Annotated in this window: 17 protein-coding genes and 1 tRNA gene; 9 read left to right on the forward strand and 9 right to left on the reverse strand. The window is 64.0% G+C overall.

The annotated features are described in order from the left end of the window. Positions 1 to 305: 305 nt before the first annotated feature. On the reverse strand, positions 306 to 560 hold the full coding sequence (locus tag LCM15_RS13410; RefSeq protein ID WP_224857236.1) for a Rho termination factor N-terminal domain-containing protein: 255 nt from the start codon (positions 558 to 560) through the stop codon (positions 306 to 308). Between the two features lie 101 nt (positions 561 to 661). Between LCM15_RS13410 and LCM15_RS13415 the strand changes: the two genes are divergently transcribed. From LCM15_RS13415 to LCM15_RS13425, 3 genes are all read left to right on the forward strand, one after another. Further along, positions 662 to 2,269 (forward strand): peptide chain release factor 3, encoded by a 1,608-nt coding sequence (locus LCM15_RS13415; protein ID WP_224857238.1) that lies wholly within the window; start codon positions 662 to 664, stop codon positions 2,267 to 2,269. A 292-nt stretch (positions 2,270 to 2,561) separates the two neighbouring features. Further along, the gene (locus LCM15_RS13420; RefSeq protein WP_224857240.1) at positions 2,562 to 2,987 is read left to right on the forward strand and encodes a MerR family transcriptional regulator; all 426 of its coding nucleotides are present in this window, start codon (positions 2,562 to 2,564) and stop codon (positions 2,985 to 2,987) included. Further along, entirely contained in the window at positions 2,932 to 3,333 is a 402-nt protein-coding gene (locus LCM15_RS13425; protein ID WP_224857242.1) for a carboxymuconolactone decarboxylase family protein, read from the forward strand. The genes LCM15_RS13420 and LCM15_RS13425 overlap by 56 nt, the downstream gene beginning before the upstream one ends. An 81-nt stretch (positions 3,334 to 3,414) precedes the next feature. Here the strand turns inward: LCM15_RS13425 and LCM15_RS13430 are convergent, their stop codons facing one another. The 3 genes from LCM15_RS13430 to LCM15_RS13440 form a co-directional block, all read right to left on the reverse strand. After that, the gene (locus LCM15_RS13430; protein WP_224857243.1) at positions 3,415 to 5,601 is read right to left on the reverse strand and encodes an OmpA family protein; all 2,187 of its coding nucleotides are present in this window, start codon (positions 5,599 to 5,601) and stop codon (positions 3,415 to 3,417) included. A gap of 115 nt (positions 5,602 to 5,716) precedes the next feature. Continuing rightward, the gene (locus LCM15_RS13435) at positions 5,717 to 6,967 is read right to left on the reverse strand and encodes a vWA domain-containing protein (RefSeq protein ID WP_224857244.1); all 1,251 of its coding nucleotides are present in this window, start codon (positions 6,965 to 6,967) and stop codon (positions 5,717 to 5,719) included. Between the two features lie 373 nt (positions 6,968 to 7,340). Then, on the reverse strand, positions 7,341 to 10,118 hold the full coding sequence (locus LCM15_RS13440; RefSeq protein WP_224857245.1) for a glutamine-synthetase adenylyltransferase: 2,778 nt from the start codon (positions 10,116 to 10,118) through the stop codon (positions 7,341 to 7,343). Between the two features lie 101 nt (positions 10,119 to 10,219). On the opposite strand from LCM15_RS13440, the gene LCM15_RS13445 reads away from it, so the two are divergent. Further along, positions 10,220 to 10,687, forward strand: coding sequence for a YbaK/EbsC family protein (locus LCM15_RS13445; protein WP_224857246.1), 468 nt, complete (start codon positions 10,220 to 10,222; stop codon positions 10,685 to 10,687). Positions 10,688 to 11,019: 332 nt separating this feature from the next. Next, positions 11,020 to 11,096: transfer RNA gene (locus LCM15_RS13450), tRNA-Ile, on the forward strand. 745 nt (positions 11,097 to 11,841) lie between these two features. Here LCM15_RS13450 and LCM15_RS13455 read toward each other — a convergent pair. The 3 genes from LCM15_RS13455 to LCM15_RS13465 all read right to left on the reverse strand — a co-directional run bounded on the left by LCM15_RS13455 (position 11,842) and on the right by LCM15_RS13465 (position 13,172). Continuing rightward, positions 11,842 to 12,069: a hypothetical protein gene (locus LCM15_RS13455; protein ID WP_224857247.1), complete on the reverse strand. Its 228-nt coding sequence runs from the start codon at positions 12,067 to 12,069 to the stop codon at positions 11,842 to 11,844. 506 nt (positions 12,070 to 12,575) lie between these two features. Then, positions 12,576 to 12,854, reverse strand: a complete 279-nt coding sequence (locus LCM15_RS13460) for a hypothetical protein (protein ID WP_224857248.1) — start codon at positions 12,852 to 12,854, stop codon at positions 12,576 to 12,578. Positions 12,855 to 12,869: 15 nt separating this feature from the next. After that, positions 12,870 to 13,172, reverse strand: a complete 303-nt coding sequence (locus LCM15_RS13465; protein ID WP_224857249.1) for a hypothetical protein — start codon at positions 13,170 to 13,172, stop codon at positions 12,870 to 12,872. 975 nt (positions 13,173 to 14,147) lie between these two features. On the opposite strand from LCM15_RS13465, the gene LCM15_RS13470 reads away from it, so the two are divergent. Next, the gene (locus tag LCM15_RS13470) at positions 14,148 to 15,305 is read left to right on the forward strand and encodes a hypothetical protein (protein ID WP_224857251.1); all 1,158 of its coding nucleotides are present in this window, start codon (positions 14,148 to 14,150) and stop codon (positions 15,303 to 15,305) included. Further along, positions 15,289 to 15,618, forward strand: a complete 330-nt coding sequence (locus tag LCM15_RS13475) for a hypothetical protein (protein ID WP_224857253.1) — start codon at positions 15,289 to 15,291, stop codon at positions 15,616 to 15,618. Before LCM15_RS13470 ends, LCM15_RS13475 begins: the two co-directional genes overlap by 17 nt. 621 nt (positions 15,619 to 16,239) lie before the next feature. Here LCM15_RS13475 and LCM15_RS13480 read toward each other — a convergent pair. Then, the gene (locus LCM15_RS13480) at positions 16,240 to 16,533 is read right to left on the reverse strand and encodes a hypothetical protein (protein WP_224857255.1); all 294 of its coding nucleotides are present in this window, start codon (positions 16,531 to 16,533) and stop codon (positions 16,240 to 16,242) included. Between the two features lie 9 nt (positions 16,534 to 16,542). After that, the gene (locus tag LCM15_RS13485) at positions 16,543 to 17,022 is read right to left on the reverse strand and encodes a hypothetical protein (RefSeq protein WP_224857256.1); all 480 of its coding nucleotides are present in this window, start codon (positions 17,020 to 17,022) and stop codon (positions 16,543 to 16,545) included. Positions 17,023 to 17,128: 106 nt separating this feature from the next. Here LCM15_RS13485 and LCM15_RS13490 point away from each other — a divergent pair, with 106 nt between their 5' ends. Both LCM15_RS13490 and LCM15_RS13495 read left to right on the forward strand, forming a co-directional pair. Then, positions 17,129 to 17,323: a hypothetical protein gene (locus LCM15_RS13490; protein WP_224857257.1), complete on the forward strand. Its 195-nt coding sequence runs from the start codon at positions 17,129 to 17,131 to the stop codon at positions 17,321 to 17,323. Positions 17,324 to 17,472: 149 nt separating this feature from the next. Next, the gene (locus LCM15_RS13495) at positions 17,473 to 18,747 is read left to right on the forward strand and encodes a PD-(D/E)XK nuclease family protein (RefSeq protein ID WP_224857258.1); all 1,275 of its coding nucleotides are present in this window, start codon (positions 17,473 to 17,475) and stop codon (positions 18,745 to 18,747) included. Positions 18,748 to 18,824: the final 77 nt, after the last annotated feature.

Consider the following 18,824-nt stretch of genomic DNA (forward strand, 5'->3'; position numbering starts at 1 on the left):
GAATTCAGCGCCAGCGCGGCAGCTTCGAGGGCCCGCAAGGCCTGTTGCGTCTGGAATATCCGAACCGGAAGGGGGCGCTGCCGCTGTCGGACCGGAGGTGCAACTTTCAAAGAGAAGAGAGGGGGCTCTGCCCCCTCTTGGCGCTGTGCGCCAATTCACCCCCGAGGTATTTTTGAACCAAAGAAGCCAGAAGCGCTGCGCCCCTGGCTTCTCTTCGTCAAAAATACTCCCGCCGGAGGCAGGCCGGATGTCGCCTCTGTGTCCTTGTTCCCGGTCGCGGCAGCGGCGGCCACTGGGGGGGGCGCTCAGTGGTTGCGTAGCGCCTCGATGAGCTCGTCCTTGGTCATGTCGGAGCGGCCATCGATGCCGATCTCCTGCGCACGCTCGTAGAGATCGTCCTTCGTCCAGTCCTCGTAGGGTGGCGCCTTTCCGCCCTTTTCGGAGGGGTGCATCTTGTCGTTGGCCTGCGCGTTCGAGATGCGGGCGGCCTTTTCCTTGGACATGCCCTTGTCGCGCAGATCCTCGTACAGTTTCTCGTTCTTCAGGCTCGGGTCGGGCATGAGAGGTCCTCCTGTGCTGAAGCCGAAACCCGCGAGGCGCGGTCCGAGTTCCGCGCAGGCCGCTCTTCCCTTGGCGCATGGCCGGCGTTATATGCCCGCTCATGTTGGACACGCCCCAAAACCGCCCCGAGCTTCCCGCGGAAATCGCCCGCCGCCGCACCTTTGCGATCATCTCGCACCCGGATGCCGGCAAGACGACGCTGACGGAAAAATTCCTGCTCTATGGCGGCGCCATCCAGATGGCCGGACAGGTGCGCGCCAAGGGCGAAGCGCGGCGCACGCGGTCGGACTTTATGAAGATGGAGCAGGAGCGCGGGATCTCGGTCTCGGCCTCGGCGATGTCCTTCGATTACGGCAACTTCCGCTACAACCTCGTCGACACGCCGGGCCACTCGGACTTCTCGGAAGACACCTACCGCACGCTCACGGCGGTGGACGCGGCGATCATGGTGATCGACGGCGCCAAGGGCGTGGAAAGCCAGACCCAGAAGCTGTTCGAGGTCTGCCGCCTGCGCGACCTGCCGATCCTGACCTTCTGCAACAAGATGGACCGCGAGGCGCGCGACGTCTTCGAGATAATCGACGAGATCCAGGAAAACCTCGCCATCGACGTGACGCCGGCCTCGTGGCCGATCGGCATGGGTCGCGAGTTCGTGGGCTGCTACGACATGCTGCGCAACCGGCTCGAGCTGATGGACCGGGCCGACCGCAACAAGGTGGCGGAGTCGATCAAGATCGACGGGCTCGACGATCCCAAGCTGGCCGAGCATGTGCCCGGCGAGCTGCTCGAGCAGCTCAAGGAAGAGATCGAGATGGCCCGCGAGCTGCTGCCCGAGCTCGACCCGCAGGCGGTGCTCGAAGGGCACATGACGCCGATCTGGTTCGGCTCGGCGATCAACTCGTTCGGCGTGAAGGAGCTGATGGACGGCATCGGCAACCTCGCGCCCGAGCCGCAGCCCACCAGCGCCGAGCCGCGGCAGATCTCGCCGGAGGAGACGAAGGTCTCGGGCTTCGTCTTCAAAGTGCAGGCCAACATGGACCCCAAGCACCGCGACCGGGTGGCCTTTGTCCGGCTCAGCTCGGGCCATTTCAACCGCGGCATGAAGCTCACCCATGTGCGCACCAAGAAGCCGATGAGCATCACCGCGCCGGTGCTGTTCCTCGCCTCCGACCGCGAGCTTGCCGAAGAGGCCTGGGCCGGCGACATCATCGGCATCCCCAACCACGGCCAGCTGCGCATCGGCGACACGCTGACCGAGGGCGAGGCGCTGAAGGTGACGGGCATCCCCTCCTTCGCGCCGGAGCTTCTGCAGGGCGTGCGCGCGGGCGATCCGATGAAGGCCAAGCACCTCGAGAAGGCACTGTTCCAGTTCGCCGAGGAAGGCGCGGCCAAGGTCTTCAAGCCGAATATCGGCTCGGGCTACATCGTCGGCGTCGTGGGGGCGCTGCAGTTCGAGGTGCTGGGCGCGCGGATCGAGCAGGAATACGGCCTGCCGGTGCGCTTCGAGGCCTCGCAGTTCACCTCGGCGCGCTGGGTGCATGGCGACAAGGCGGCGGTGGAGAAATTTGTCAATGCCAACAAGCAGCACATCGCCCACGACAATGACGGCGACGTGGTCTACATGACCCGGCTGCAATGGGACATCGATCGCGTGGTGCGCGACTATCCCGACATCACCCTCTCGGCCACCAAGGAGATGATGGTGTAAACGCCGGTCCGGGCCCTTCTGGGGCCCGGCAAACGCTCCGGGGGAGCGTTTGAAGCGTTTACGGGCGGAGCCCTAGCCGGCTCGGGCCCTCTGGGCCTGGCAATCTCTCCGGGAGACCGGCTGCGGCGTCTACGGGCGAAGCCCATTCGGTCCGAGGCGAAGCGCGAGAAAATCACGGCCACCGCCCTGCCCGCCCTTACGCACATCGTCCTTCTCACAATACTTTCCGCTTGACCTGGAGTACACTCCAGCCCCTAGCAAGGGAGGCGTCGAACGGAGAGGAGCCCGGGTCATGCGGATCGCCGAGTTCGCGCGGGCCACCGGTTTCCCGGTGGACACGCTGCGCTATTACGAGAAAATCGGTCTCATCGACCCGCCGCTGCGCGACAGCGCCGGGCACCGGATCTATGGCGCGGCAGAGCTGCGCTGGGCGGAATTCCTGCACAGGCTCAGGACGACCGGCATGTCGATCTCGGAGATGCTGGCCTATGCGCGGGCACGGGCCGAGGGCGATGCCACCGCCCCCGAGCGCGCGGAGATGCTGCGGGCGCATCGCGCCGAGGTCGCCGCCCGCGTGGCAGAGCTGCAGGACTGCCTGTCCGTTCTCGACACCAAGATCGCCACCTACGAGGCGATGATGTCAGCAAAGAGAGGACCAGACCATGCCAGATCAGACACAAGAGACCCGGGCCGCGCGCGGCCGCAGGCTGCTGAATGAGATCGACGGCGCCGCCGGCGAGGCGGTGATCGCGGGATTGCAGGACATCGCGCCCGACTTTGCCGAGCTGCTGTTCGAGTTCCCCTTCGGCGACATCTACGCGCGCGACGGGCTCTCCCTGCGCGATCGCGAACTCGCCACCGTGGCGGCGCTCTCGGCCATGGGCACCGCGCCGAAGCAGTTGGGCGTGCATGTGCATGGCGCGCTGAATGTCGGCGTGACGCGCGAAGAGATCGTCGAGGTGATGATGCAGATGGCGGTCTATGCGGGCTTTCCCGCAGCGCTCAACGCGCTGGCCGTCGCGAAAGAGGTGTTCACGGCACGCGAAGGCGACGCCTCCGACTGACCCGCCCCACCAAAGGCAACGCGGCGCGCCTTTCAGCGCGCCGCGGTCCGTGTCTCAGGTCGTCATATCAGGCCCGGAGGTTCAGCTGCCCTGAAGCAGCGACGTGATGCGCCGCACCGCCGCGCGGCGGTTGGCGCGTTCGGAGGTCTGCGTCTCGACGGCGAGATCGCTCTCGCCATAGCCCTGCAGCACCATGTTCTCCGGCGGCACGTCGAAATACTCGGTCAGCGCGAGTGCCACGGATTCCGCACGACGATCCGAGAGCGCGAGGTTGTAGCCCCAGCCGCCGGTTGCGTCGGTGTGGCCCTCGATCAGGAACACCTCGGCGGGGTTGTCGGCGATCACCTTCTTCATCGCGTTGCCGAGCGCCGCGAGCGCCTGCGCTTCCTGCGGGCGGATCGCTGCGGAGCCGGTCTCGAAATTGATCGAGTCGACGCTGATCTCGGGCACCAGATGGCGCACGGTGTCGATGTTGCGGATCTGGTTCAGCGAGAAGGTCCGGCCCACGTCGGTCCCGTTATCGGCCGCCAGCGCTGCCGCAAGTTCGGCCTCGCCAACCTCGCGGATGTTCATCCGGCGCTGGGTCTGCTGCGTCTGCGGCAGTTCGTTGACAACCACCTGCCGCTCTTCCTGCGTGTCGTCGAAGAGCACGATCTGCTCCCCGTCCGGCAGGGTGCGGATGCGGCGCAGCACACGGCCGTCCGCCGCCTTCACGGTCTCGACCGCGTTGCCGTCCTGATACTCGACGACGGTGCGGGTGGAGCCATCGTCGTAGCGATAGGTCGTCACGTCCGAGCCGGGACGGCGCAGGAGCACGTCGTCATTGCGCAGCACGCGGTACTGGCCGTTCTCTTCCACCACGATGCGGTCGCCGCTGTTCTCCACCACCTTGGCGTCGTTCGAGAGGATCTTGCTCAGGGCAACGGCGCCGAGACCGGCCACCGCGGCGGTGCCGAGCTTGCGGATCATCTCGTCGCGGTTGTCGTCGTCATCGTCGTCGGCGCGATCCCGCTCTCGGTCCTGCGCGTTGGATTCGCCGATGCGGGTGCTGAAGTCCTCGTCCGAGCTGCGCACGTCCTCGTCCGACACCTCTTCCTCGACCACTTCGGGCTCGCCCGCCTCTTCGAGGCCGAGCGCCGCGGCTGCGGCCCCGAGCTGCTGTGACACGCGCGCGGCGGCATCGGCCTGCTCCTGGTCCGAGACCTCCTCGGGCTCTGCCTCAAGGCTCGACTCCTCGGCATTGGCCTCGGTCTGCGTCTCTGTCTGCGTATCGGCCTCTGCCGCGCTCTCGGCGTCGGCCTCGGGCGCCGCTCCTTCAGGCGCGTTCTGGGACCCGGCCTGCTCCAGAGCGTCGCGCAGTTCGTCGGCCCCTTCGGTTTCGGCAGACTGCGCGTCGGTGGATGGCGCGTCGCTCTCTGCGCCCTCGGCCTCGGCGGTCGGCGCTTCATCAGGTGCGGGCTGAGTTTCAGCCTCTTCGAGTGCCTCGCGCAGCTCGTCAGCCCCTTCGGTGTCGCCGGCCTGCTCGGTGTCGCCGGCCTGCGCGTCGGCTCCCGCTGCAGCGGCAGGTGCATCCTGCGCGCCTGCGCCTTCTGCGCTGGCGGGTGCGCCCTGAGCGTCGGCACCTGCTGCAGCGGCAGGTGCATCCTGCGCTTCGGCCTCTTCAGGTGCGTCGGTCAGTTCTTCGGTGCTCTCGGTCTCGGCGTTGGCAGCCGCGGAACCCGAAGCTGCGTTGGCAGCGCCCTGGGCCTCGCCAGACTGCGCTTCGGTCGCCGGTGCCTCGGCAGGCGCGTCCGACGCGTCTGCCTCAATGGGTGCCTCCGCCTCCTCCGCCGCGGATGTGTCCGCCTCGGCGGCAGGCGCGTCTGCCGTCGCATCCGGAACCTCGACCTCTGCCGTGGCATTGCCCTGCGCGCTCAGTTCCTGCGAGTCCTGCTCCTGAGCATCGGTCGCCTGGGCCTCTTCGGTCGCGGCGCCCTGTCCGTTGCCATTCAAGAGCGTTTCGGCGTCGGGCAGCTGGGCCACGCGCTCGCAGTTTACGCCCTCGGCGGTCTCACCGGTCTCGCACAGCGCCTGCAGCCGCTTCAGTTCGGCCACCACCTCTTGGCGGTTGAGGTTGTCCGTCTCGAACCCCACGTCGAGCGACCCGTCTCGGGCGCCTTTCAGGATCTCCTTCGGCGTCATGCCGTCGATCCCTTGCGCGACAGCCGGCAGTGTCAGGCTGGCCATCATCACCAGAGCCGTGGTGGTTCTCAGAAGCGGTTTAGTCATTGTGCGTCCTTTCCTCCGGACCGCCGTGAAGGGGGGCGGTTTGAAAGTCACAACGCGGAAGCACGGGTTTTGTTCAATGCGCAGGCAGAACGCCGCCGATCCGGGCAGTCGCCGGTCAGAGCGCCGCCATCAGGCGCGCCTTCTCGCCGGCATCGTCGAGGCGCGAGAGCGCCGCGGCCAACTCCTCGAGCGAGCGGATCGAATGCCCGGCGCGGAAGCTGTCGACATGGGGTAGCATGGCGCGAATGCCGGCGGCCTTTGGTGCGAAACCGTCCCAGCGCAGCAGCGGGTTCAGCCAGATCAGCCGACGCGCCGAAAGATGCAGCCGCTCCATCTCGTGGGCCAGCGCGCCGGCATCGTCGCGGTCGAGCCCGTCGGTGATCAGCAACACCACCGCGCCCTGCCCCATGACCCGGCGCGACCAGTCGCGGTTGAAGGCATGCAGGCACTGGCCGATGCGGGTACCGCCCTGCCAGTCCTGCGCCTCGGCCCCGGCGGATTTCAGCGCCGCATCCACGTCGCGCGTCGCGAGATGGCGGGTGATGTTGGTCAGCCGCGTGCCGAAGGTGAAGGCGTGGACCCTGGCCCAGCCGGCGCCCTTTTCGTTGGCCACCGCGTGCAGGAAATGCAGCACCATGCGGGAATATTGCGACATCGAGCCCGAGATGTCGCAGAGCACAACGAGGTTGGGCCAGCGCGGACGCGGCTTGAGATAGGACAGCTCACGCAGCTCTCCCCCCTGCCGCATGGAGCCGCGCAGGGTGCGGCGCCAGTCGATGCGCCGCCCGGCATGCGCCGCGATGCCCCGGCGGGAGGGGATCGGTTTCACCGGCAGCGTGAGCCGCGCGATCATGCGCTTGGCCTCGGCGATCTCCTCGGTCGACATCTGCTCGAAATCCAGCGTCTTGAGCTTTTCCTCGGCCGACAGGGTGAAGGAGCTGTCGACCTCGATCCTCGTCGCCTCCTCCTCGCCTTCGGGCTGCGGGATTTCGGGCATCTGGTCGCCCAGCAGCGCCTGCGCGGCACGCTTCTCGGCGGATTGAGCAACCTTCTCCTCCTGAACGCCGCGCACCGCCGGCAGCATCATCGACATCATGTGCTCGAGGTAGCGCGGATCGCGCCAGTACAGCCGGAAGACTTGGGCGAAGACAACGCGATGCTCGGGGCGGTTCACGAAGCAGGCGTGCAGCGTCCAGTAGAAGTCCATCCGGTCGGTGAAGCCCGCCGCCGCCACGGCGCGGATCGCGTCGATCACCCGGCCCGGCCCCACCGGCAGCCCGGCCCGCCGGAGCGCGCGGGCGAAATGGATGATGTTCTGCGCGAGCCGCGGGTTCTCCGGCAGCGCAATGGGCACGTATTCGGGCATCTCGCCTCTGCTCTCACCGGCATCGCGCGGGCGCCGGGGTCCTCTCCGTCGGGTCCGGCCAGCGAAGCGCATCGCGAGGCGCGGGGCAAGGGCTTCCTTGGTCGCGGACCCGGTCGGGTGTGCCGCTCGGTCACGCCGGAGAGAGGGGCCTCCCCGCCCGCGCGGCGCTCCTGGCCCTGACGCGGCACCGCGGTCATCGCGTGGCGCGCCCGGGCGTGGCACTTGAACCGCACGTCACTCAGCGGGCGCGCCTTTGCCGTCGCAGCCAAGGGCCGCGCCCGACCAAGACCGACCGGCAGTCCGCACTCGTTAGGCCGTCAACGCCGCGGGCTCACGGAAACCTCGGCGGTCCGTCGCTTCATATCGCGCTGCGTCAAGTCTCGGGCGCCGGCAGGGCGGCGTCGATGATATCGGCGGCGCGCGCGGTCATCTCGGTGAGCTTCTCGCGCAGCGCGTCGGGGCCGTCCGTCCCGGTCAGACGGGTCAGGAAGGCGCAGCCCCCGGCGCCAAGCTCGGTCGGGTCGAGCGCGCCCTCGGCAATCAGGCGGGCGCCGATCTGCAGGCTCCAGCACAGCCGGTAGGTGGCGGCGAGGTGGTCGGCATCCGCCTTGCTGAGCCAGCCCTCGCGCGCCGCCATGGCAAGCCCGCGCGTGGTGCGCCGCGGCGCCTGCCCCGAGAGCAGCGCCCCGGCCTGCGCGGTCAGCTCGATGTCCTGCATCCGGCCGCGCCCGATCTTGGGATCCCAGACCGCGCCCTGCCCCTTCGCCGCCGCGATGCGCGCCCGCATCGACGCAAGCTCTGCCAGCACCTTGTCGCGCGGCGGCGGGCCGGCGAGCAGCTTGGCGCGCAACGCCTCGACATCCTCGGCCAGCGCGGCGGGGCCGGCGACGACCCGGGCCCGGGTCAGCGCGAGATGCTCCCAGACCCACGCCTGGTCACTCTGGTAGCTGCGGAACGACTCCAGCGAGGTCGCCACCGGCCCCTGATTTCCCGAGGGCCGCAGACGCATGTCGATCTCGTAGAGCTTGCCCTCCGCCATCGGCGCGGTCATCGCGGTGATCGCGGCCTGTGTCAGCCGCGAGTAGTATTGCCGCGTGGGCAGCGGGCGCCGTCCGTCCGAGGCCTCGACCCCGTCGGGATCGTAAATCGAGATCAGGTCGAGATCCGAGAGCGCGTGCAGCCGCCGCGCCCCGAGCGAGCCCATGCCCACCACCACCGTGCCGCGCCCCGGCGCGGGGCCATGCTTGCGGGCGAACTCGGCCTGCACCACCGGCAGGACGGCGGCCAGCGACGCTTCGGCAAGGTCGGCGTAATGCTCGCCCGCCTCCTCCGGCTCGCTGAGGCCGCGCAGCAGGTGCACCCCGGCGCGGAAGTGCCATTCCTTCTGCCAGCGCCGCGCCATGTCGAGCCGGGTCTCGTAATCGTCCTCGCGCGCAAGCACGTCCTTCAGCTCGGCGGTGAGCGCGGCAGCCCCGGGCCACGGGCTGAAGAAATCGCCGCCGATCACCGCATCGAAGACGCTGGAATTGCGCGACAGGTGCCGCGCCAGATCCGGCGAGGTCGAGACGATGTCGATCAGCAGGTCGATGAGCTGCGGATTGGCCTCGAACAGCGAGAACAGCTGCACCCCCGCCGGAAGCCCTGCGAGGAAGCCGTCGAAGGCCGAAAGCGCCTCCTGCGGCTTTGCGGCCTTGGCCAGCCGTCCGAGGATCTCGGGCTTGAGCCGCTTGAAGATCTCGACCGCCCGGCCCGAGCGCAAGGCCGGGTAGTTCGGCCAGCGCGCCACCAGTTCGCTGCGCTCGATCTCGTCGGGCACGTCCGCCTCGCAGGGCGCGTCGGGTGCGAAGAACCCCTCGGTGAGCTCGTGCACCTCCTCGAGCCGGCGCTTCAGGTCCTGCTCGAGCTCGGCGCGGTCGCGGCCGCAAAGCGCCGCCAGCCGCTCGAACTCGGCCTCCGAGCTGGGCAGCTGGTGGGTCTGGGCGTCGCGCAGCATCTGCACCCGATGCTCGATCTCGCGATGGGCGCGGTAATGCTCGGTAAGTTTCTCGGTGACGCTCTGCGGCACCCAGCCGGTCTCGGTCAGCACCCGAAGCCCGTCGACCGTGCCACGCACCCGCAGCTCCGGATCGCGCCCGCCGGCGATGATCTGGCGGGTCTGGGTGAAGAACTCGATCTCGCGGATCCCGCCGCGGCCCAGCTTCATGTCGTGCCCCGGCAGGGTGATCGCCCCGTGCCCGTGCTTGTCGCGGTAGCGCAGCCGCATGTCATGCGCGTCTTGGATGGCGGCGAAATCCAGATGCCGGCGCCACACGAAGGGGCGCAGCGTCTCGAGAAAGCGCTCGCCCGCCGCGACGTCCCCGGCGCAGGGCCGCGCCTTGATATAGGCGGCGCGCTCCCAGGCCCGGCCAAGGCTTTCGTAGTAGCGCTCGGCCGCCTCCATCGAGATGCAGACCGGCGTCACCGCCGGGTCGGGGCGCAGCCGCAGGTCGGTGCGAAAGACGTAGCCCTCGCCGGTCAGATCGCCGAGGCTGCCAGACATGCGCCGCGTGGCGCGGACGAAGGCGCTGCGGGCCTCGTGGAAATCGTCGCGCTCGAAACGGGTCTCGTCGAACAGGCAGATCAGGTCGATATCGGAGCTGTAGTTGAGCTCGAACGCGCCCATCTTGCCCATCGCCAGAACCACCATGCCGCCGGCAGTCGGGATGTCGTCCTCGCTCGCGCCGGGCAGCTTGCCGCGCCGGATCTCGCGCGCGATCGCCGCCTGCAGCGCCTTCTGCACCGCGACATCGGCAAAGCGCGTCAGCGCGCCGGTCACCTCCTCAAGCGTCCAGACGCCTGCAAGGTCCGACAGCCCCGCCAGAAGCGCCACGCGGCGCTTGGCCTGCCGCAGCGCCCCGTCGACCTCATCGGGCACCCCGGCGTCGAGCTCTTCCAGAAGCGCCGGCAGCGCCGCGTCGGGATCGTCGAGCGCGGCTTGCAGCCAGCCGGCTTCCTTGCGGATGAGGCCCTGAAGATAGGGGCTGGTGCTGCCGGCGCCCTCGATCAGCGTGGCGATATCGCCCTCGGCCCAGGGCGTGGCGGCAAGCGCCTCGGCGCCAAGTTCTGGCTCGAAGGGGCGCGGCAGGCGGGTGATGCGGGAAGCAAAGGTCATGCCGCCTATATGGCGGAGCGCGGCGGGATTGCGCAATGCCCTGCGCTTGCAGCCCGGCGCGCGACGCGCTCTAACCGGCCCGTCAAGAACAGGAGACCCCCATGAGCAAGAGCCTCAAGCGCGTCCGCGCAGCACTGGAAGACGCGGGGCTGACCCCGGAGATCCGCGAGGTCGGACAGGCCCGTACCGCGCAGGAGGCCGCCGACAGCGTCGGCTGCGAGATCGACCAGATCGCCAAGTCGATCATCTTCCGCGCCGAAACCAGTGGCGAGGCGGTGCTGTTCCTGACCGCCGGCGGCAACAAGGTCTGCGCCGAGAAGGCCTCGGCGCTGGCGGGCGAGCCTCTGGGCAAGGCGGATGCGACGCTGATCCGGAGCCAGACCGGCTTTGCCATTGGCGGTGTCTCGCCGGTGGGGCATCTCAATCCGATCCGGGCGTGGATCGACCCGCGGCTGCTGGAGTTCACCACCATCTGGGCCGCCGCCGGAACCCCGCGCCACGTCTTCGCCCTCGAGGCGCACCGCCTGCCCGAGCTCACCGGCGCGGTCGCGGCGGAGTTCACGCTCTGAGCCGACGCCGAGCTTGGGTCTCTGGGGCTTGGCGCCGCCACGCAGCGGGCGGCGCGGGACGATGCGGGGGGCGGAGCAGTCGGTCGGCGATATCGCCCATAACGTCGCTGATCACGCCCCCGGGCGCGGTTACACGCCCCCGAGCAGGTCCACGGCGCTGCCCAGCGTGAGACATGGTCAGCCGCGAGGCATGAGCAACCGTGAGGAATGGGCGGCAGTGAGCCATGGCCAGGCGGCTGGTATCGTTCGACCGCGCCGAGCCCACCGGCCCTGCCAGCCGGGCGCGAAATGCTTGACCCCGGTGGCGGGAATGCTACGGAGAGCGTCACGGTGGGCCTGTAGCTCAATTGGTTAGAGCAGGGCGCTCATAACGCCTTGGTTGGGGGTTCGAGTCCCTCCGGGCCTACCAAAAATTGCAAAAAATGCAGTAAATTCAAGGACGATGTGGACCACGATACCTGCTCACTGGTCCATATGAAATCAACTACTTACAAGCGAACTGGACCCTCCGAATCCAGCCGACCAGCCGAACCGAACCTCCTCCGGTCGCCCTACCCGCCCGCACCTCGAGCACCGGAGCCGGGCCAGCGCTGCGTCGGTCATCACCCACCCGGTCGCGTCCCGATCCTCGCGCGGCAGGACGGCCATCATGATGGTGCTGTCGCGCCCGCAGGCGCAGGTTAGCAGCGCGTAGTGTCCGCGGCGCATGGCGCTTCTAACTTGACTGCTTCACAAGACGGAAATTTTGCCAGAGCCGCTCTGGTGCCGTGGCGGGCTCGATGCCGGCTGACAGTGCCAAGGCCGTCGCCGCGTCGATTAAGCTAGCAAAGGCCGCGACGGCATCCCCCTCACATTCAATCGCTGCCATTCTTGCCAGCCCAGAGACCCGCTTAGCGTGATTTTCTAAGATCGGCATTTCCCCTCCCCTCCTATTTAACACTTTCGATGAAGAACGCGGCCGCCGCCATGAAGATCAGTGCAATGACCACTATCCCGATAATCGCCCCTTGATCTTCTTCCGGAACATCCAGGACCAGACGCCCTCCACATTTCGTGCACGGCTTACTGCCGCGTTCCAGACGCCTTCTCGTCCTCCAACCGCAATTTGAACAGCGGAGGGGAGCTGCTCCTCTTGGCGCCATCGCCTAGCCCTCCTATTTGGCTTCTTGGATCTTCCAACGCGGCTCCCCCTGATCTACGGGGCGTTCCTTCCAGCACTCGAACAAAAGGCCGTCGCCAGCATCGCTGACCGTGAACCGCGAGAACGTGCCACCCTCGGCGTCCGCCTCTTTGGCGCGCAAATCAAACCAAGCCCACGAAGCCGCCTCGTCACCGACCACATATGGATCGAAAGTCTGGGCTATAAAAAATGGTTCGGTCATCGCCTTGCTCCTCAAACTCGCGCCTGGTGACCGGGCTCAGTTGATCTGCACATCGCCCCCACGCCGTCTCGGTCACCACGCTATCGTGCGGGCCGGATCGCGCTGCGCAGGGCGTCGAAGTCGTGAAGCATGGTTTGCGCCCTCGCGGCGTCACCGAACGTATGCAACCGGCATATTCACCGCGTAGAACTTTGGTCAGCATACCACGATGCAGAAGCGATCAGGAGAGCCTCACTCTGGAGCTTGCCTCTTCCGACGTGCTCTGTACCGGATTCATCTGAAATCGTGCATGACCAACGCTCAGCAGAACTTTCCAGAGGCCGTTCGACAATCTTGATCTCAGGCATCGTTCTCTCCTACCTCGCCCGCGCGCGGCAGAAATATCGAAACAGCGATAGAAATGCGGCTCCAGCGGCATCAGCCGCGCCCCAACCCACTCGAACACCGAAGCCGGCCAAGACCGCCACGGCAATAATTTCCCACGTATACAGCACTTCGTTACTCTCCTATTTGAACTCCGCCCACTCAAGCTCGCAGGAGACGATCTCGCCACCCTCGACCATGAGCCGGCCCCTCTGTTGAAATGCGGCCTCGGCCTCCTCTCGCGAGCCAAAGCCCGCACCGAAAGCGGCGACGTAGCTCCACCCGGTGCGGCCAAGCTGATCGTAGTCATCCATCCAGAATAGCCGCGCGCCGCCTGGACAGACGCACTCGATGATCCAGTAGGAGCCTGGCGGCCACGCTTCTCCGGTCGAACCGTAGTGCTTCGCAATCGTCGGCAGCATCGCCTCGCTCCCCTGTCAGATCTTACGCTTCTCGCGCTCGAAATCAGCGAACCCGCGCATACTTGGGGCGCCTTCCCGGCTGCGCTGGCGGTGCAGCTCCTCGACTTCCTCCTCCGAAGCCTTGCGAGCAGGCGCATCGTGCAAGCCATCGCCGTCCGGAGCATCATCGGTCATGTCGAGGTGCCAGAGATCGCCGTTGCGCGTGTCTCGGATGATCTCGGCGGTCCTCGTCGCGACCTCGGTCACAAACGGCGTGGACTTGTGGTCGTCGCCATGCGGATCAATGCCAGCATCGCGAAGTAGTTGAAAAAACGTCATATCGCGCTCCTGCGGCGGCACAGATCTGCTATCTCAGACTAGCCCGAAAAAGAAGGCCAACCCAGGGAGGACAAACAGCGCAAGGACTAACCCGAGCACCACGACAGGTCCACCTGTCCGTTTGCCAACCTCCCAAGCAATCATCCCCGCACCGATTATCAACCAGACCCAAACGAACATGCCAGCGCTCCTTTACTGGACATCCTCCCACGGCGCACCGCGGATCAGGGTTAGAATTGGCCGGTGGCGCGCGGCCAGCATCGACCATAGCCACCATTCATTCGGGAATTGGATCAGCCACGGCGCCACGCCTCGCTCCTATTTATGCTCGGCCGCGAATGCGACCGGGCCGGCGCACCACCAGGTTACCAGCCTGTTCCCCGCCGCATCCTCGCGGACCGGCTGGCCGATGCGCCAGAGCTTCGGGGTGGGGCAAAAAGGCTATCATTAACCACATACCCCCCGCCCGATGCTCCAGTACAGCTTGAAGGAATCTGAAAGGCGACCAGAGCGCACAGCCAGCAGTTGCAGATCACATCAGATTCGCGCTAGAGACGCTACGGATGGACCTTTTATGAAACTTGAATAGCGTTCCACTCCGAGCAATGTGGGGCGCAAACAATGGCCAATTGGCACATCGATGAAGTAGATGACCTACTAAGCCTGGATCAGCTTGACGTAAGTTTTCCTCCTAATAAGCGTGAAGATGTCCAAAATGCTAGGGTCATGGCATTCTTGCTGAGACGTAGAATTATTCGACCGATCTCCAGAAATGCCTCGGCACGCCAAAGGTCGGCATCTCGCGCGTCTAGAAGTCTTGCAAAACGCCTATCACGGCGCCTTATAGTTCAAGCAAAACGTGGTAGAGATACTGAGTACGACACTCAATCTCTCAAGCGCGCTCTGATTGCGCAAAGAAAGCCTTCGATACTTCTCGACAGCTTTGTCGCAGAGAGAAGCTCGAACTGGGTTCCGATGTTCCAGCGCATTAAGTACAAGCGAAAGTCCCAGGTGGAAGTGAAGGACTTCTCCTTCCTAACCAATCCTAACGGCACAATCGAGACGCTGCGAGAGATTGCGGAGCATGAAGCAAGCGTGTACTCGTCGCAAATTCACTTTCGAGATCTCGTATGCTGCGACATAGGCGCTTGGTTGATACTGGCTGTCATGCGGCAACAAATGGCAGCAATCTTCACTGGGGGTGCCATTTCCGATGAATTGATCGAGGTTATAACTGCACTAGAGATGACGAATGCTCTGCGAATGAGCTTACCAACGCCTGATCCGGATCGGATTTCATCGGAAGTCTGGGCGTTCCCTCTTCGCGCTCGTCGGCCAGCAGGAACTAGTACCTCGTCCACCCAGTTCCTCGATCCGCAGGATGCCGAAGAAGTCGCCACGGATCTCTGCGACGCGATCAACACTTGGCTGACTGAATGCGCACAACAGAACCTGAACCGTGATGGCCGGAGAAACGTGCTCAGATTGGTCGCAGAAACTCTGGACAACGCCGAGCGGCACGCGCGCCCAGACTACGAGAACGATGGCGACTGGATGATGACCGGCTTCATGTCCGTGACGGACACCGAATCAGAGCGGCGCTTCCAGTGCCAGATCGCCTTCCTTAGTGTTGGTTCGCCCATTTCCGAGACAGTACGTAACTGTGACGCTGCCACCAGAACAAAAATGGAAGAGTACGTAACGAAACATCAATCAACGTACCCTACCATGAAGCATGCCGATCAGCACTTGCGAACGGTCTATGCACTACAAGATTTTGTTAGCAGGGACCGGAAGGCACACGAGGAACAGCGTGGAGGCACCGGTTTTAGCGACATTATTGGCGTGTTTGCCGACCTAGCAGGCCATGAGAACCCGGACGTTTTCGCTAGACTGGCGGTTGTTTCTGGCCACACCTGCCTCCATTTGAGTAGGGACGAGTGTGACAGTGCAGTCACAGCCAGTGTAGGCAAGCCTTTCAATATCTGGTTGAATGATGAGCATAGTAGTGTCATGCCGCCGCGTAGCGAGTCCATTGTGGAACTTGAGACTGAGCTCGCCGGCACGCTTGTGACTATGTGCTTTGAGTTCGATCCTGACTACTTAGAGAGAACACATGATGGTAGAGATTGATCTAGGTTCGCTGACCAAGGCGAACTCGAAGGTACTCGCAGGCCATATCCGTGGCGTCGCGGCGAGTGAGTTCTACAAGCTGGATGAGCTGGAGGTTTCCGGAAGCGAGCCGCTGACGATCGTCGCTCCGCAGCACTTGGAGACGATCTCGCCGTCGTTTGTTCAGGGCTTTTTGGGTGAGACGATGAAGAGGATAGGCCCTGCCGCGCTTAGCGCGCGACTGGACTTCTCAAGGCTCAAGCCCTTTCTTCAGGATGACTTCGAAATCGGAATTCAACGTTTGACACTTCGATCCGAAGTAGAGAGACACTAATATCTGCGGCGAGTGTCAAACTCCTGGCTTAGACTGGGCAGCGATTGTATCCGCGATCTCTGCCCTTCTTGCTTTTGTTTTCTCTTTTGCGCAATGGCTCCTCTCTGAAAGACGTTCATCCGCCCGTGACAAGCGGGATCAGTTCTTCGAGACAGTAAAGAATCCGATTTCAAAGCACATCGACCGCCTCAAAGATTTGCAGATTGAAATATTTCGATGGGAATCAAACACTGTCGAAACTGACTTTTCATTCATGTTTGAGAGAACGGCCCGTTATGTGCAGGATCTAAACAGAGACCTAAACCATCTCAGAGATAGTGAGTTTGAGGATTGCTGGGACTGGCTATCCATTAACACAGATGACCTCGTTGAGTGCGTGGACGAGGTTTACTGGGAAACCAGGAACCTACATGTCCGCACGTTCACAAACAATCTGAACAGACTTGTCGAGACGCTGGATCAAGCTGTGTCATCAAGTCGGCCACGCTACAAGGCAAGAAGAACGAGATAGCGCCCATCCATCCGAACACGCGACCGAGAAGCCGCTTTTCACCCCAAGACATGACGCAGTATACTCCCCACTGCGCGCTTTGATCGTCTTCTTCGCCCTGCCCTCGCTCCTCAGTTGGATCCACTTTCCTGAGCCACCTCGCCCGAACTACCGTCCCGATCATTCCACCCCATCAGCTCTTGGAAGCCTGCGCTCGCGATGCCGATGACTGCAGAGAGCAGCGCCACGCCTATTGCCAACCGCCACTGCGCGTTGCGCTGGCGTCGTTGCAGAACTGCATGGATCTCACCGAATTCGGTCGGACTGTCAGTCACGATCTTAGGAACAACAGCAGCCTGCGCGAGACGCATGTGCAGCTTGCTGTCTGGCCACTTCGAGGCGTCACCCTTCTGATATTCAGCCATCTTCACCCCTCAGATCTTGTTCCGTGACTTGCGGACGTTCGCGGCGTTCTGCTCGGCAGCCACCATGTCGAGCAGGTCGGTGATATCGTCACCCTCGGCATAGAGCGCCGATCCGTTGCCGCGCACCGTGTGGACGTAGACCAGCATACCGCAAGACCAAAGCCGCTCAATCACTTGCCGCGCGTGAGCCGGTGAAAAGCCGATGCAGAGCGGCGTGGCGAAGAAAACTTGATCTCCAGCGGGTAGAAGCGCTCCCATCGTGTCGAGGAACGCAGCCCGCTCTTTCAGCAGCCCCGGCCAGTTGGTGGTGCGCTTGCCGGTCACGTCATCCACGATCAGCGCGGAAACGTCGCGCATCCCGAGCATCGATTCCGTAACGCCCCACGCGCGGGCGCGGGCGATCTGTTCGCCCCGAGACGGCAGGCGCTCGTTCACCGTGATGATGGCCCACTTCCCATTGAAGTGCCCTGCTTCCTTACCGTCGCTCATTCGCCGCCGCTTTCTGTCTGCTTTCTGTATTTGATAAGCAAACGTCTTACTTCGATCAATGCGCTCTCTTACTGTATTTGATAATTAAGTAGGTCCGGAGGCACCGATGCTGTTCGATAAGAGCGAGATCCCGCGCGACAGATTTCTTGTCCGCATGCGCGTCGTCGATGCTGGCGACGGGATGATCCGTTTTCAGTGTCGCGCCTGCGATCACGACACCGGCTGGATCGAGGATCGCTGGACCATAACCGAGAACCGGCGCGGACAACCGTGCCCGCGCTGCAACCCCAAGTCCAACTGATCCCAAGATCACCGGTTCGGTGATCCGGGCATTGCGGCGCGCAACCAGATTTATTTCTCCAAGAGCTGCGGAACTGGGTCGACGATCCGTGGCCGGTCGGGTTTCATGCGGCAGAGCAGTTTCAGAAAAAAGCCTGTACGGAGGAAGCGTTGCAGACCAACACCGAGCGAGAAGAGCCGATGGGCGAAAGCGCCTTCGAGGCGCTGTTCGTCAACAATGACGATCTCCATCAGCTCGAGGCGTATCTTAACCGGTTCAACCCGATCCGGGTGATGGGAATGCAGCACCAGGAGATCCGCCATTCAGCGATTCTTGCCTGGTTGCTAAATCCGCAGGAAAGCCACGGTTTTGGTGACAAGATACTTCGGGCCTTCCTATGCGCCGCTTTCCAAGGTCGCAGAGAAGACGGCCAGCCAAGCGCGCTGCAGATCGCCCAGGCGGATCTGCGCGATGCGGTAGTGCGGCGCGAGTGGCAAGACATCGACATCTTCATCCTTTTGCCCCGGCTGAGTTGCGCCGTCATAGTCGAGAACAAGTTTCACGCTCGGCAGCACGAGGGGCAGCTGGCGAAATACGCAGGGCGCGCGCGCGAGATCTACGAGGGGCATGACGAGATACCGCACGTGCGCGGGATCTTCCTCACACTGCACGACGAAGATCCGGCCGACCCCTCATTTGCGCCAATCCAATATCAGGCGCTCTGCGAGATACTGCCTGCGATCCTGGCCCGCGAAGCGCAAACCGTGGATGCCGACGTTGCAACTTTCGTGCGCCACTACATCGACATCATTCAGGAGGCCTCGGGCATGAGCAAGGAACGGACCGAGATGGAGAAGTTGGCGCGCGATCTCTATCGCACGCATCGCAAGGCGCTTGATTTCATCTGGGAGCACGGCGAAGAAACCGATTTCACGTTCGCCGTCGAAGCGGTGTTTGGAGAGCAGTCGGAGCGAGGCTCGGTGACCGAGGTCGAAGGGTTCGAGGTGCTTTTCTACTGGAACAGCACGGACACCGTCTGCTTCTTCCCGAAAGCCTGGTCCGACGCGATAGGGAAGGAAAATATACACCTGGAGGGTTGCGAGAACTATTGGTCTGGCCATCCGCTTGCCTGCTGGATGCAGCTCTTCACGAATGAAGATGGGGGCGGGACACTGCGCCTCTACTCCGAGGTCGGACCGATTAAGGATCGGAAAGCCAGAACCGCACTGATCGACAAGATCACGGCGGCGAAGCTACCGAAAACGGGCTTCCAGCGGACGGCGACAGCTCCAAACAAGCGCTATTCGAAATTCCTCAAGGGCAATATCGTCGAGATCAAGGATGCGCAGGACAGTGAAGAGATTGGGCGCGCCATGCGCACGCTGCTAAGTCGTTTTGCACCTGTGTTCGACGGGGTGGCAGATGTCCTGCCAGACTTTGCGTAATACAGCGTGATCGATGGGCAAACCGCCATTCTTTCGGCACATGGCATCAAGCAGCACATGGAACGCATGTCGCTAAA

Origin of the sequence: Salipiger bermudensis, from assembly GCF_020171625.1 — a bacterium.
Taxonomy (GTDB): domain Bacteria; phylum Pseudomonadota; class Alphaproteobacteria; order Rhodobacterales; family Rhodobacteraceae; genus Salipiger; species Salipiger bermudensis_B.

Excerpts from the sequence above, each read along its gene's own strand:
- LCM15_RS13425 (WP_224857242.1), top strand. The coding sequence starts at position 2,932 with ATGCCAGATCAGACACAAGAGACCCGGGCCGCGCGCGGCCGCAGGCTG.
- LCM15_RS13480 (WP_224857255.1), bottom strand. The coding sequence starts at position 16,533 with ATGGCTGAATATCAGAAGGGTGACGCCTCGAAGTGGCCAGACAGCAAG.
- LCM15_RS13455 (WP_224857247.1), bottom strand. The coding sequence starts at position 12,069 with ATGACCGAACCATTTTTTATAGCCCAGACTTTCGATCCATATGTGGTC.
- LCM15_RS13440 (WP_224857245.1), bottom strand. The coding sequence starts at position 10,118 with ATGACCTTTGCTTCCCGCATCACCCGCCTGCCGCGCCCCTTCGAGCCA.
- LCM15_RS13445 (WP_224857246.1), top strand. The coding sequence starts at position 10,220 with ATGAGCAAGAGCCTCAAGCGCGTCCGCGCAGCACTGGAAGACGCGGGG.
- LCM15_RS13460 (WP_224857248.1), bottom strand. The coding sequence starts at position 12,854 with ATGCTGCCGACGATTGCGAAGCACTACGGTTCGACCGGAGAAGCGTGG.
- LCM15_RS13415 (WP_224857238.1), top strand. The coding sequence starts at position 662 with ATGTTGGACACGCCCCAAAACCGCCCCGAGCTTCCCGCGGAAATCGCC.
- LCM15_RS13490 (WP_224857257.1), top strand. The coding sequence starts at position 17,129 with ATGCTGTTCGATAAGAGCGAGATCCCGCGCGACAGATTTCTTGTCCGC.
- LCM15_RS13420 (WP_224857240.1), top strand. The coding sequence starts at position 2,562 with ATGCGGATCGCCGAGTTCGCGCGGGCCACCGGTTTCCCGGTGGACACG.
- LCM15_RS13470 (WP_224857251.1), top strand. The coding sequence starts at position 14,148 with ATGTTCCAGCGCATTAAGTACAAGCGAAAGTCCCAGGTGGAAGTGAAG.
- LCM15_RS13465 (WP_224857249.1), bottom strand. The coding sequence starts at position 13,172 with ATGACGTTTTTTCAACTACTTCGCGATGCTGGCATTGATCCGCATGGC.
- LCM15_RS13410 (WP_224857236.1), bottom strand. The coding sequence starts at position 560 with ATGCCCGACCCGAGCCTGAAGAACGAGAAACTGTACGAGGATCTGCGC.
- LCM15_RS13475 (WP_224857253.1), top strand. The coding sequence starts at position 15,289 with ATGATGGTAGAGATTGATCTAGGTTCGCTGACCAAGGCGAACTCGAAG.
- LCM15_RS13430 (WP_224857243.1), bottom strand. The coding sequence starts at position 5,601 with ATGACTAAACCGCTTCTGAGAACCACCACGGCTCTGGTGATGATGGCC.
- LCM15_RS13485 (WP_224857256.1), bottom strand. The coding sequence starts at position 17,022 with ATGAGCGACGGTAAGGAAGCAGGGCACTTCAATGGGAAGTGGGCCATC.
- LCM15_RS13435 (WP_224857244.1), bottom strand. The coding sequence starts at position 6,967 with ATGCCCGAATACGTGCCCATTGCGCTGCCGGAGAACCCGCGGCTCGCG.